The organism is Vicinamibacterales bacterium, from assembly GCA_035699745.1.
GTDB lineage: Bacteria > Acidobacteriota > Vicinamibacteria > Vicinamibacterales > 2-12-FULL-66-21 > JAICSD01.
The window spans coordinates 28650-41941 of sequence record DASSPH010000034.1 but is presented as its reverse complement, the minus strand read 5'-3'; the positions used below and the strand labels follow the sequence as shown (position 1 = coordinate 41941).

General features: G+C 69.4%; 12 protein-coding genes. 5 read left to right on the top strand and 7 right to left on the bottom strand.

Annotated elements, in window-relative coordinates:
- Nucleotides 1–12: 12 nt before the first annotated feature.
- The 4 genes from VFK57_06795 to VFK57_06780 form a co-directional block, all read right to left on the bottom strand.
- Nucleotides 13–783, bottom strand: a complete 771-nt coding sequence (locus VFK57_06795; GenBank protein HET7695399.1) for a HEAT repeat domain-containing protein — start codon at nt 781–783, stop codon at nt 13–15.
- Nucleotides 783–1487, bottom strand: coding sequence for a HEAT repeat domain-containing protein (locus VFK57_06790; protein HET7695398.1), 705 nt, complete (start codon nt 1485–1487; stop codon nt 783–785). The genes VFK57_06795 and VFK57_06790 overlap by 1 nt, the downstream gene beginning before the upstream one ends.
- Before the next feature lie 84 nt (nt 1488–1571).
- A complete protein-coding gene (locus tag VFK57_06785; protein ID HET7695397.1) occupies nt 1572–3689 on the bottom strand; it encodes a M56 family metallopeptidase in 2118 nt (705 codons plus the stop codon).
- A 3-nt stretch (nt 3690–3692) separates the two neighbouring features.
- Complete coding sequence (locus VFK57_06780; GenBank protein HET7695396.1) at nt 3693–4082, bottom strand: BlaI/MecI/CopY family transcriptional regulator; 390 nt, start codon at nt 4080–4082, stop codon at nt 3693–3695.
- Between the two features lie 102 nt (nt 4083–4184).
- Here VFK57_06780 and mscL point away from each other — a divergent pair, with 102 nt between their 5' ends.
- Entirely contained in the window at nt 4185–4619 is a 435-nt protein-coding gene (mscL, locus tag VFK57_06775; protein HET7695395.1) for a large conductance mechanosensitive channel protein MscL, read from the top strand.
- A 30-nt stretch (nt 4620–4649) separates the two neighbouring features.
- Here the strand turns inward: mscL and VFK57_06770 are convergent, their stop codons facing one another.
- Nucleotides 4650–5411, bottom strand: a complete 762-nt coding sequence (locus tag VFK57_06770; GenBank protein HET7695394.1) for a DUF4159 domain-containing protein — start codon at nt 5409–5411, stop codon at nt 4650–4652.
- A 26-nt stretch (nt 5412–5437) separates the two neighbouring features.
- On the opposite strand from VFK57_06770, the gene VFK57_06765 reads away from it, so the two are divergent.
- The 4 genes from VFK57_06765 to VFK57_06750 are packed head-to-tail and all read left to right on the top strand — an operon-like array spanning nt 5438 to nt 10171.
- Nucleotides 5438–6082: a GNAT family N-acetyltransferase gene (locus tag VFK57_06765; GenBank protein HET7695393.1), complete on the top strand. Its 645-nt coding sequence runs from the start codon at nt 5438–5440 to the stop codon at nt 6080–6082.
- A 1-nt stretch (nt 6083) separates the two neighbouring features.
- Entirely contained in the window at nt 6084–7316 is a 1233-nt protein-coding gene (locus tag VFK57_06760) for a DegT/DnrJ/EryC1/StrS family aminotransferase (protein ID HET7695392.1), read from the top strand.
- Entirely contained in the window at nt 7313–8542 is a 1230-nt protein-coding gene (locus tag VFK57_06755) for a PTS transporter subunit EIIC (GenBank protein ID HET7695391.1), read from the top strand. The genes VFK57_06760 and VFK57_06755 overlap by 4 nt, the downstream gene beginning before the upstream one ends.
- Nucleotides 8543–10171, top strand: a complete 1629-nt coding sequence (locus tag VFK57_06750; GenBank protein HET7695390.1) for a hypothetical protein — start codon at nt 8543–8545, stop codon at nt 10169–10171.
- A gap of 1 nt (nt 10172) precedes the next feature.
- Here VFK57_06750 and VFK57_06745 read toward each other — a convergent pair whose 3' ends face one another.
- Nucleotides 10173–11861: a sulfatase-like hydrolase/transferase gene (locus tag VFK57_06745; protein ID HET7695389.1), complete on the bottom strand. Its 1689-nt coding sequence runs from the start codon at nt 11859–11861 to the stop codon at nt 10173–10175.
- Entirely contained in the window at nt 11858–13276 is a 1419-nt protein-coding gene (locus tag VFK57_06740; protein ID HET7695388.1) for a sulfatase, read from the bottom strand. Before VFK57_06740 ends, VFK57_06745 begins: the two co-directional genes overlap by 4 nt.
- Between the last annotated feature and the right edge of the window lie 16 nt (nt 13277–13292).

The following is a 13292-nucleotide window of genomic DNA, read 5'->3' as shown; positions in this document are numbered from 1 at the left end:
GCTCCGAGGTCCCTAACTGCCGATCGCGCCGAGGGCCCAGGCCGCCTGTTTGCGCACGCCGGCGTCGCTGTCCTTCAGCGCTTTCATGAGGCCCTGCACGGCGCGGCTGTCGCCGAGCGCCCCGAGGGCCCAGGCCGCCTGTTTGCGGACCGACGCGACGGAGTCGGCGAGCGCGCCGATGAGACCGTCGACGGCACGACGGTCGCCGATCGCGCCGAGCGCCCAGGCGGCCTGCTCGCGGACGCCGGCGTCGGCGTCCTTCAACGCCTCGACCAGCGCCGGCACCGCTTCCGACGCATCGAGCGCGCCGAGCGCCCAGGCGCTGCGCTTGCGCACGTTCGGCTCCGTGTCGGCGAGGCTGCGCGACAGCACCGGCACGGCGCGGCGGTTGCCCAGCGCGCCGAGCGCCCACGCGGCATGCGTGCGCGCGATCCACACCGGCGCGGTGAGCGCCTTCGCCAGCGGATCGAATGCGGGCGTCCCGATGGCCACCAGGGCCGAGGCGGCCTGCTCGCCCGGGGAAGTCATCTCCTGTGCGGCGCGGAACCGCCCGTGCCCCCAGGTGCGTTCGCCGCAGACGGCGGCGTCGACCGGCGAGCCGTCCTCGAGCATGGCGACCAGGCGCGGCAGCGCCGATGCCGCTTGCCCGCCGAGCGCACGCAGTTCACAGGCGGCGCGGGCGCGCGTCGCCGGATCCGCGGAGGCGAGTCCGGCCGCGGCCGCCGCGGCGTCCTTCTGCGGCGCGATGGCGAGCAGCGCCGCGACGATCAGCCAGGGCCTCATCACCGCACCACCGGACGAGGATTCGGATTGGGATTCGGATTCGGGTTCGGCCGGGGCCGCGGCCGCGGCCGCGGATGCGGACGCGCCGGGTTGCCGCCCGAGATCTCGGCGATCGCCGCCGCCGCGCTGCGCCGCACGGCGGCGTCCTGATCCTTGAGCGCCTGCATCAGCGTGTCGAGCGCGCGCTCGTCGCCGAGCTCGCCGAGCGCGGAGATCGCGCGGCGGCGCACGTCGGGACTCGTGTCTTTGGCCGCGCCGATCAACGCGTCGACCGCGCTGCGGTCGCCGAGCTCGCCGAGCGCCGAGGCGGCGCGCAGGCGGACGTTGACGTTCTCGTCCTTCAGGGCGTCGCGGAGCGCCGGCAGCGCCCGCGCGTCGCTCAACTCGCCGAGGGCGCTGACGACCACGGCGCGGGTGTCCGCGTCGGTTTCCTTCATCGCGCCGATGAGCGCCGGCACCGCGCGGGTGCTGTTCATCGACGCGAGCGTGCGGATGACCGTGCGGCGGACGCCGGCGTCGGGATCCTTCAACGCTTCGATCAGCGCGTCGATCGTCCCTTCGCGTCCGCCCTGGCGCGCGCCGACCGCATTCTGCTGCGACGCGGCGCGCCATTCGAGCTGCGGGTGCAGGAAGATCGCGGTGACGCCGATGAAGATCGCGCTCGACTTCAGCAGCGTGCGAACGAATACGGCGAGTGGGCTCATGACGTCTCCTGCTAGAAAAACAGCACTTCGTGATGCGCCCCGGGCCGCGCGGCCCGCACGGGCCGCCGGCCGGGGGAAAAGCTGTTACCGGATCTGGCCGAGCGCGAACGCCGCCTGCTGGCGCACCGACGCGTTCGTATCCTTGAGGGCCGCCATCAATCCGTCGATGGCGCGGGGATCGCCAATCTGCCCGAGCGCGAACGCCGCCTGCTCGCGCACGCTCGGGTTCGAGTCCTTCAGCGCGACCACCAGCGCTTCGATCGCCGCGCCGGCGCGCATCTGCCCGAGCGCGAACGCGGCCTGCTCGCGGACGCTGGCGTTCTCGTCCTTGAGCGCCGAGACCAGCGGCTCGATCGCCTTCTTGTCGCGGATCTGGCCGAGCGCGAACGCCGCCTGCTCGCGAACCGAAGGCGAGCTGTCGCGCAGCGCCTGCGCGATCGCATCCGCCACGCCGGCGGCGCGCAGCTGCCCGAGCGCGAACACCACCTGCTCGCGGACGTCGGCGTCGATGTCCTTGAGCGCCGCCGCGAGGGGAGTGATCGCCCGCGCGTCGCGCAGCTGGCCGAGACCGAAGGCCGCCTGCTCGCGCACGTCAGCGCTCGCGTCCTTCAGCGCCATCACGAGCGGATCGAAGATGCGGCCGTCGCGCATCTGGACGAGCGCGTGCATCGCCGTCTCCCGCACGTCCTTGTCGGTGTCCTTCAGTGCCTCCATCAGCGCGTTCACGGTGCGCGGATCGCGGCGGCCCCGGGCATCCTTCCCCTGTTCGCGCTCCTGCTCGCGCTCGATCTCCCGCGCGGCCTGCGTCATGGCCTCGGAGATCCCGCTCGCCACGCCGTCGCCGATCGCCGAGATGACGCCGCCCACGACACCATCGGCGATTCCGCCGGTGATGCCACCCGGGACGCCGCCGGCCACGCCGCTGACGACGCCGGAGGCCACCGCGCCCGCCACCGCCGCGCTGACGCTGCTCGCGACGCCGCCGGCAATGCCGCCGCTGACGCCACCCTGGACGCCGCCGATCCGCTTGTCGCCCGGCGCCTGCGGTGCTTCAGCGGCCGCCTTGCCTGGCGCCTGCGCGGCAGGCGGGTTTGCCGCCGCCGCGTCCGCGAGGGACGCGTCGATCGCCGCCTCGCTGCGCTCCTCGGCCCACGGCTGGACGGAGGCGATCGCCACCATGACAGCAGTGAAGACCGCGGCGCCGGCCGCCGCGCGTGCACGGGACAGACCGCGGCGCGGCACGCTCGGATCGAGGATCGCCATGAGCCGTCCTTCGAGCTGCGACCGCTGCGCCATCGCCAGGCTGGCGCCGGCGAACACGGCAGGGAACCGGCCGGCCTGCATCACACGGGCGATGTCGAGCAGCTGATCGGCGTAGTCGGAGCCGCGCGTGCCGGAGGCGAGCACCAGATCGTCACACGCCCGCTCGCGTTCGGCGCGCAGCCGCCGCGCCGCCATCCAGACGAGCGGGTTGAACCAGTACGCGGCGCACGCGAGCTGCGCCACCAGGTGCGTCAGGCAGTCCCGCCGCTTCACGTGCGCCAGCTCGTGCAGAAGGACGACGCGCACGCGATGCGCGGGCCAGGCGTCCGCATCCGCCGGCACCACGACCGACTGACGCACGATCCCCCACGCCATCGGCATCGTCCCCGCGGCGCCGCGGAGGAAGCGGACGCGGGTGAGCCCGAGCGCCGAGGCGAGAGACTGCGCCTGCGCGAGCCACGGCGCGTCGGCGACGACCGGCATCCGCCGCGACATCCATTGCACCGCGATGAGTCCGATCGCCAGCCGCGCCAGGATGATGGACGCGCCAATTCCCCAGACGAGCAGCGCGAGCACCGGCCACGACGGCAGCGCCGGCCGGGTGGCGCTGTTGATCGACGCCGAGGGGGAGGGAGCGGCCGGCGAAGCCGTGACGGCGCCGGCGCGCCGCAGCGACGGCGCCGGACGCGACACAGGCGCCGGCGTCCCGGTCGTCGCCGGTTCGGGTGCCGCGACCACGACGATCGGCAGCTCCCAGCGTGGAAGCGCGATCGAGAGCGCCGGCGCGGCAAGCGCGCTGAGCAGCCCGAGCGTCCAGACGAAATGGCGGGCCGATGCGGAGGCGCGGCGCAGCGCCGCAGCGGCGAGCGCGGCGACCGCCAGAACGAGCGACGCCTTGGCGACGGCGTCGATCACGAGGGGCAGTGAAACGTTCGTCATGACTCAGACTCCGCTCTTCCGCGCCGTGTCGATCATGCGCGCCAGGCGATCCAGCTCTGCCGCCGACAGCTTGGCGGAGGAATCGTCGAGGAGCGCCGAAATCGCCTGTTCCGCGGATCCGTCGAAAAAGGTCCGCAGCAGATGGCGCATCGCCGACTTCTGGGCGTTGTCGCGCGGCACCGTGGGGAGATAGACGTAGCGCGGGCCGTCCTGTTCGTGCCGGACGTGCCCTTTTTCCTCGAGAATGCGCAGGAGCGCCCGCACGGCCGAGTAGCTCGGCGGCTCGGGAAGGGCGGTCTGGACCTCGGCCGCGGTGGCCTGGCCGCGCTGATAAAGGATGTCGAGGATCTGCCGCTCCCGGCGGCTCAAATCCCGATGATGGCTGCTGTTCATACGAAGGCTTAGACGGAGGAGCCGGCGAAAAGGTGCTGAGAAAATAGCACCATGCAGGAAATTTAGCAAACGGCTGACGTAGGATGTCGCCGGAGGCCGGGTATGTGGAAGGAGTTCAAAGAGTTCGCGGCACGGGGGAACGTCATCGACCTTGCCGTCGGCGTGATCATCGGCGCGGCGTTCGGGAAAATCGTGTCGTCGCTGGTCAGCGACATCATCATGCCGCCGATCGGACTGCTGATCGGGCGCGTCGACTTCAAGAACCTGTTCGTCTCGCTCAATGGCGAGTCCTACGCGTCGCTCGCCGACGCGCAGAAAGCCGGCGCGCCGACGATCAATTACGGCATGTTCCTCAACACCCTGCTGGAGTTCGTCATCGTGGCGTTCGCGATCTTCATGATCGTGCGGTGGGTCAACCGGCTCGCGCCACGTCCGGCACCCGCTCCGCCAGAGCCGACGAAGACCTGTCCGCTCTGCGCCTCGCAGATCCCGGTCGCTGCCAAGCGATGCCCGTTCTGCACGTCGACACTGTCGTGAACGATCCGCTGTCTTTCGCCGCCGCGCCCGTCAGTGCGTCAGACCGTAAATGAAGTAGTTGACGCCGAACTTGTAGGCTTCGTTGGTCGGATCGACGGCATAGAGCCCCTGGCCGGAGTGCTCCATGTAATCGCCGATGTCCATGTTGTAGTTGATGACGACGAGCAGCCGCTTCGCCGGATCGTTGCCCTCGTGGATGCCGTAGAACTCCCCGGTCAGCCCCTGCTCGCCGAGCCGGCCGGGATACGGCACGTCCAGCGACTTGATCGAGAAGAAGCTGTTGAACACCGGGTGCGAGCGATCGAGCCGGACGATGCGGCCGTCGGGAAGGACCTTGCGCATCGCGTCCTCGAACACGCGCCACTCTTCCGGAAAGTGGAAGTCGTCGATGATGACGAAGCCGCCCTTGGCGATGTAGTTGCGCAGACCGGCCGCTTCACTGTCGGTCGGATACCAGTAGCCGGGTTCCGAGAGGTACGCGATCGGAAACTTGAGCAGCTCCGGATCGTCCATGCGGAAGATGTTGCTGCCGTCCGGGTTGACGCGCAGCGACGTGATCTCGTTCATGATCGCCGTCAGGTTCTGCTCCATGTCGGGGTAATCGAACGACCAGCCCGGATAGGCTTGGTACCAGAGCCGGACGATGACGAAGCGGCCGTCGTATTTGATCGGCGCGGCGGACGCGGGCATGAAGAAGCCGAAACGGCGGCCGCGCTGGGCGAGTGCCGGCAGCGCCACTGCGAGCGCGAGCAGCGCCAGAACCGCGAGACGGACGAACCAGCGGCGCGTCATCGGCGTCTGCTGTTGACTATACGCGAATGCACACCGGAGAGAAGGGCACCGTGAGCGCCGCGCGCATCCGTCCGGCGCGCGCCGGGGACGAGCCGGGCGCCTACCGCGTGTGCCTGCTCACTGGCCACAACGGCGAGAACGGGGAGCCGTTCTACGGAGAGGATCCGGACGCCCTCGGCCGGATCTTCGTCGGGCCGTATCTGGCGTTCGAACCTGACCTGAGTTTCGTGCTCGAGGACGAGGAGATCTGCGGGTACGTCCTCGGGGCCCTGGACTCGCGCGCCTTTTACCGGCGGTACGAGGAGGAATGGCGCCCGGGACTGTGCGGGGGCTTTGCTGCGCCACAGGGGAATCCCGCGACGTGGACGCCGGTGCAGCGCGTCTATCATGCGTATCATCGGCCCGACTATTTCTGTCCGGATCCGTACGACGAGTACCCGTCGCACGCGCACATCGACCTGCTGCCGCGCGCGCAGGGGCGCGGCCATGGGCGCCGGATGATGGACCGGCTGCTGGCTGAGCTGCGCGGTCGCGGCAGCGGCGGCGTCCACCTTGGGGTGAGCGCGCTGAACACGCGCGCGCAGGGGTTCTACGCGCACCTCGGATTCCGTGAGTTGACGCGCACGGGATCGGGAGATGATGCCTGCGTCTACATGGGCCTCAGGCTTTGACGTGTCGCCACTCGCGCTGAACGGAGGACCGCCCGTCCGAACCCGCCCGTTTCCCGCGTGGCCCGTCTTCGGCGCGGCGGAAGAAGAGCGGCTGCTGCGCGTGCTTCGCAGCGGCCGTTGGGGACGCCTCGACGGCGATGAAGTCGCGTCGTTCGAAGAGCGGTTCGCCGCCATGCACGGCTGCCGTCATGGCATCGCGGTGGTCAACGGCACCGTCGCGCTGAAAATCGCGCTCCTCGCCGCCGGCATCGCCGCCGAGGACGAGGTCATCGTCCCCCCCTATACGTTCGTCGCGACGGCGACCGCGGTGCTGGAGGCCAACGCGATTCCGGTGTTTGCCGACGTCGACCTCGCGACCTTCAACCTCGATCCCCAGGCGGTCGCAGCTGCGCTGACGGCGCGCACGAAAGCCGTGATCCCCGTTCACTTCGCCGGGCAGCCGGCCGAGATGGATGCGATCGCCGCGTTGGCCCGCGCGCGCGGCATCGCCGTGATCGAAGACGCCGCGCACGCCCACGGGGCGGCCTACCGCGGACGCCCCGCCGGATCGCTCGGCGATCTCGCCACCTTTTCGTTCCAGTCGAGCAAGAACCTGACCGCCGGCGAAGGCGGCATCATCACGACGAATGACGATGACCTCGCGCGGGCGTGCCGCTCCATCCACAACTGCGGCCGCGTGCCGGAAGGCGTCTGGTACGAGCATCACGTCGTGTCGGGCAACTACCGCCTCGGCGAATTTCAAGGCGCGCTGCTCGGTTGTCAACTTGACCGGCTGGAAGCTCAGGCGCAGACGCGCGAGCGCAACGGCCGGCGGCTCGCGCGCGAGCTGTCGCGCGTCCCGGGTGTGCACGTGCAGTCCCGATCCGAGGCCTGCACGCGTCATGCGTACCACCTGTTCGTGGTGAGAATCGATCCGGCGGCATTCGGCGCGCCGCGCGCGGCGGTGCGCGACGCGCTCGAGGCAGAAGGGATCCCGTGTTCGGCGGGCTACGGCTACCCGCTTCCGGATCAGCCGCTGTTTCGCAGCCGGGCGTTCGGGCCGTACGTGCCCGGCGCCCGGGATCGGCTCGATTACGCTTCGGCGCGCTGCCCCAACAGCGACGTGCTCTGTCGTGAACAGGCGTTGTGGCTCGGGCAGAACCTGCTGCTCGGTCCGGATGATGACGTGGACGACATCGTGACGGCGTTCGCGAAGGTGCACGCTCATCGTCACGAGTTGAGCGCTCTCGCTTGACGGCATCGGCGACGCGGCTGCTGGCGGCGTTCGGCGAGAACACGTATCTCGCCGCGATTCGTGCCGGCATGGTGGCGATCGTGCCGCTGACGATCGTCGGCGGCGTCTTTCTGATCGCGGCGCACCCGCCCTTCGGCTGGGAGAGCCGCATCGCGGCGTATGCGCCGCTCCTGCAGATCCCGGTGACCGCGACCTTCGGCCTGCTCGGGCTGTTCGCCTGCGTCGCCGTCGCCTACGATCTCGGCCGGCGCCTCGGCCTGGAGGCGATCGTCAGCGCGACCACCGCCACCGCCGCCTTCCTGCTGCTGCAGGTGGACCCGGCGTCCGGGACGCTCAGGATGGAAGCGCTCGGCTCGAACGGGCTGTTCACGGCGATCCTGACGGCGCTCGTGGCGGTGCGCGTACAGAAGTTCTTCACCGAGCGGCGCCTGGTGATCCGCCTTCCCGAGAGCGTGCCGGCCGCGGTCTACGAATCGTTTCTGTCTCTGACGCCGCTCCTCTTCCTCATGGTGTCGTTCTGGCTGCTGCGCTTCGTCCTCGGGTTCGACGTGAATGCCGCGGTCCAGGCGGTGTTCGCCCCGATGGTGTTCGCGCTGAACACGCTGCCCGGAATCCTCGTTTACGCGCTGCTGGTCACGCTGCTCTGGTCGGTCGGCATCAACGGCGACAACACGCTCGATGCGATCGTGGCGCCGGTCTTTCTGCAGTACCTCGCCGCGAACGTCGCGGCGGTGACCGCCGGCGAGCCGGTGCCATACGTGACCGCGTACGGATTCTTCACGACGTTCGTCAACGTCGGCGGGACCGGCGCGACGATTGCGCTGGCGCTCGTGCTGTGGCGGTCGCGTGACGCCGGCTTCCGCAAGGTCAGCCGGCTTTCGCTGCCGACGCAGATCTTCCAGATCAACGAACCCATCTTCTTCGGGCTGCCGATCGTCCTGAACCCGGTGTTCATGGTGCCCTACGTTCTCAACGCGCTGGTATTGACCGCCGGCAGTTACCTGCTGATGCACTGGCATGTCATCCAGCGTCCCGTGGTCAACGTCCCATGGACCACGCCGCCGATCATCGGCCACTATCTCGTGTCGGGCGGCGACTGGCGGGCGGCGGTGTGGGGTGCGGCGTCGATCGGGATCGCGATGCTGGTGTACTTTCCGTTCGCCAGGACCGCCGGACGCCGGCGGCAGCGTGAGGCACAGGACGTCTCCGCCTCGGGAGTGAACTGAATGCGATTCGTCACAACGCTCTGCGCCGTGCTCGCGATCGCGGCGCAGGACACATCGTCGGGCAGCTTCCGTCAGAAGGTCCGCTCGTTCCACACAGCCGCCGAGTTCGCCCGCGACACATCGGGACGCGTCCGGATTCACCGCGGCATCGACCCGGCGCCGGAGGCCGCCGTTCACAAGGCGTTCACCGCGCTTCCGCACGCCGAGGTGACCGTCATGGCGGCAGCGCCGTCAGGACATGTCTGGATCGGCATGCGCGAGGGAGCCGTCCGCCTGGATCGTGACCTGCGCTCGCGCGAGTACTTTGCCGGCAAGCGATGGCTTCCAGACGATCACGTCACCGGCATCGGGTTCGACGGGGATGCCGCCTGGATCGAGACCCGCGCCGGCTACGCGCGCATCGCGTACGTCCCGATGACGCTCGAGGAGAAGTCCCGCAGGTTCGTCGAGCGGGTGCAGGCGCGTCACGTCCGCTGGGGACTGACAGCGGACTCCCGTCTGCAGGTGCCCGGCGACCTGTCGTCGAATCAGATGGTGTCGAGCGACAACGACGGGCTGTGGACCGCGATGTACGTTGCGGCCGAGTCGTTCCGCTACAAGGTGACGGGCCGGGCCGACGCGCGTGCCAATGCCCGGCAGGGAATGGCCGCGCTGCTGCGGCTCGAGTCCATCACCGGCATTCCGGGGTTTCCGGCGCGCTCGTTCATCAAGCCCGGAACCGACCTGCAGCCCGCTGACGGCGAATGGCATGACACGGCGGATCGCCAGTGGCGCTGGAAAGGGGACACCAGCTCGGACGAGATCGTCGGCCACTACTTCGCGTACCCGATCTATTACGACCTGGTCGCGGCCGAAGAGGAGAAACCCGCACTGCGTGGCGCGATCGAGCGGATGACCACGCACATCCTCGATCACGACTTTCAACTGGTCGGGCCGCGCGGACGCACGCGATGGGGATGGTGGGGACCGGACGCGATCTGGGAGGATCCGGACGAGACCGGCCTGCGGGCGCTGCACATCCTGTCGCACTTGAAGGTGGCGATTCACATGGCCGCCGGGGACGCGGCGCGCGGGCGCTTCACGGCCGCATACCGGGATCTCATCGACCGGCACCGGTACCACTGGCTGACGCGCAACCAGAAGATCATGGTCCCCGGAGCCATCAATCACTCGGACGACGAGCTGGCGTTTCTCTCGTACTACCCGCTGCTGCGCTACGAAACGGAGCCGGCGCTGCTGGCCGTCTACCGCCAGAGCCTCGAGCGCAGCTGGCAGATCGAGCGGCCCGAACGCAACCCGCTGTGGAACGTGATCTACGCCGCGGGCTCCGGCGCGGCTGAATACGATCGCGACGCCGCGCTGCGGACGCTGCGGGAGATTCCGATGGATCTGATTCAGTGGTCAGTCAGGAACTCGCACCGGCGGGACGTGCCGATGGATCCGCTGTCGGACCGTTTCAAACGTCCGCAGGCGCTGATCGTGCTGCCGTACGACGAGCTCCCGATGTCGAAGTGGAACGGCAACCCGTACTCGCTCGACAGCAGCCGCGAAGGACGCAGCGAAGACGACGGCGCGTATTTCCTGCTGCCGTACTGGATGGGCCGCTTTCACCGGCTGCTGACCGAGTAGATCACCGGCGGCTGGTAAAGGTCACGCGGGTTTCGGCGCTCTCCTTGTAGCCGTAGCGGATCGCCTTGGCGCGGAGCGTCATCGGCGCCGTCACCAGAATCGGACCCGAGTACAGCCGCCACTTCGCCGTTGCGCCGTCCTCCGTCGTGTAGCCGATCGAGGCCCCCTGCGTCGGCACGTAGATCACGAACTCGGTCGGATCATCGATCGCGATCGACGGCGGACGCGACGGGGCGTCGGTCGAGCGGCGCGGCACGATGTAGGGCTGCGCCGTCTCGGGCTGCACGCCGCCGGGCCACATGCGCTGGATCATCTCGGCCTCGTTGATGAGCCCCTGATCGTTGGTGCGCGCCATCCAGTCGGTCACCGCCTTCCGCATCCGCTCGAGAGTGCCGCGGTGTGCCGGGTCGGCCGAGAGGTTGCGGATCTGGTGCGGATCCGCCTTCGTGTCGTACAGCTCCTCCGCCGGCCGGCTGGTCCGCATCCACAGCGCCGCCGGCCCGGTGAGGGCGCGCGCCGCCTGGAGCCTGAACCACTCCTGCATGATCGCGCTCTGGTTCCGGTAGATGATGTGGCCGGCGTACGGCAGTTCCGGCGCAAAGTTGCGGATGTACAGAAAGCGGGCGTCGCGCGCCGAGCGCATCATGTCGTACTCGATGTCCATGCGATCGCGCGCCGCGAACACGTATGCGGGTGGCGCCGCGGCGCCCGGGCCGGCGAGCGCGCGTCCCTGCAGGTGCGCCGGGATCTCCACGCCGGCCAGCGCCAGCACGGTCGGGGCGAGATCGACGAAGCTGACCAGGTCGTCCCTGACGGAGCCCGGGGCCGACGGCGGCCCGAGCCGCTTCGGCCAGCGGATCATCAACGGCGCGCGCAGCCCCGAATCGTAGAGCGATCGTTTGGCGCGCGGTACGCCGTCGCCGTGATCGCTCCAGTAGAAGACGATGGTGTTGTCGGCCAGCCCGTCCTCGTCGAGCTGCCTGAGGATCGCGCCGACCTGCGCGTCCATGTCGGCGATGTTGTCGTACATCCGCGCCAGTTCCTGGCGCACCGGCGGCGTGTCCGGATAGTACGGCGGCACCTCGAGCGTCTCGGGATTGGTGATCAGCGGCTTGCCGGCGCGCGCCGGGCTCGAGGGAAAGATCTGGCTCTCGTGCGTCACCTCGAGGTTGAACACCGAGAAGAACGGCTGGTTCTTGTCCGCGCGGTTGCGCCAGTGCGCCGTGCGGCTGGTCTCGTCCCAGATGGTGAACGGCACGCCGAACTGATAGTCGGTCTTGCTCCGATTGGTCGTGTAATAGCCGGCGGCGCGCAGATACTCGGGGAACGCCTTCACGTAGAACGGCGGCACGGCCAGATACGGACCGGGCAGCTCGGGCACGCGATCCTCGGTGGTGCGCATGTGCTGCGCGCCAATCGTCGTCTGGTACATGCCCGTGATGATCGCGGCGCGGCTCGGCGCGCAGACCGGCGCCGTCGTGTAGGCGTTGGTGAAGCGAACCGATTCCTTCGCCAGCCGATCGAGCACCGGCGTCCGCGCGACGGCGTCGCCGTACGCGCCGAGCCGCGGGCTCATGTCCTCGTTCGAGATCCAGACGATGTTGGGCCGCGTGCGCGGCGGGGCGGGCGGCTGCACTGCGGCCGCCGCCGTCAGCATCACCACTGCCGTCAGCGCGGCGCCGCGGATCATCTGGTCTGCGGGCGCGGCAGCAGCCGCTGCAGGCCGCGCCTGGTCTTCTCGTGCTTCGGATCGTCCGCCAGGTTGGTCATCTCGTGCGGATCGGCGATCTCGTCATACAGCTCGACGCCGCGTTTGCCGCCGTCCCATTCCGTGTACCGCCACTTCTCGGTGCGAACGCTGTAGCCGAAGAACGGCGCCGCGGCCGGTCCGCGGCGCACCTGCGTAATTGCAGGCCGGTCCCACGTCGCCGATGGATTCTTCAGCAGCGGCGCCAGCGAACGCCCGTGGAGGCCGTCCGGCGGACGCACACCGGCCAGCGACGCCAGGGTCGGATACACGTCGAGGAACTCGACGACGCGCGAGGTCGCGCGTCCGGCGGCCGCCACGCCGGGGCCGGCGATAATCAGCGGCGCGCGCGCCGACCGCTCGAAGAGCGTCTGCTTCATCCACTGACCCTGCTCGCCGAGGTGATAGCCGTGATCGCTGATGAACACGACGATCGTGTTCTTCGCCAGGCCGAGGCGATCGAGCGCCTCGAGCACGCGGCCGATGTTGGCGTCGAGAAAACTGATCGACGCGTAGTAGGCGCGGATGGTTTCCCGCTGCGCCTGCTCGCTGATGCCCCAGTGCGGCGGCGTGGTGAACCAGGCCGCCGCCGGCACGGCCGGCGAGATCGCGGCCGGCGGCGCGGCGATGCGATCCAGCGGGTAGAGATCGAAATACTTCGCCGGCGCGATGAACGGGCAGTGCGGCCGGTAGAAGCCGGCGCCGATGAAGAACGGGCGATCCTTGTGCTTCTCGAGCAGCGCGATCGTCTCGAGCGCCACCTTGCCGTCCGTGTGGGCGTCGTCCGCGGCGGGGGAGGCGTAGTAGGCAAGCGTGCTGCCGATGCCGCGCCCCGGCGTGAAGTTGATCAGGCTGCCTTCTTCGTCCTTGTCGATGCCGCGCGGATTGACGACCTCGTCCCACGACGCCGGATCGTCGAGGCCGCTGGTGCCGATCTGTCCGGGATTCCCGTAGTGATAGATCTTGCCGACCCGCGCCGCCACGTAGCCGTTGCGCTTGAACATCTGCGGCAGCGTGACGGCATCCGGGATGTTCCTGCGGAAGTCCGTGACCAGATCGTGAACCCGCGTCGTGTCGGGACGCAGCCCGGTCAACAGCGACACCCGGCTCGGACTGCAGAGCGGAAACTGCGTGTAGGCCCGATCGAATCGAACGCCTCTTGCCGCCAGCCGGTCGAGATGCGGCGTCTTGACGAGGGGGTGCCCGTACGTCCCCAGGTGATCGTTGAGATCGTCCGCCATGATGAGGAGGACGTTGGGCCGGCGCGCGGTCTGCGCGGATGCGGTCCCCGCGATCCACAGGATCGCCCACGCCGCCGCCCACAGGACCCGGACGCTGCCGTGGCGCATGCGTGGCATACTCGCACGGCCGCAG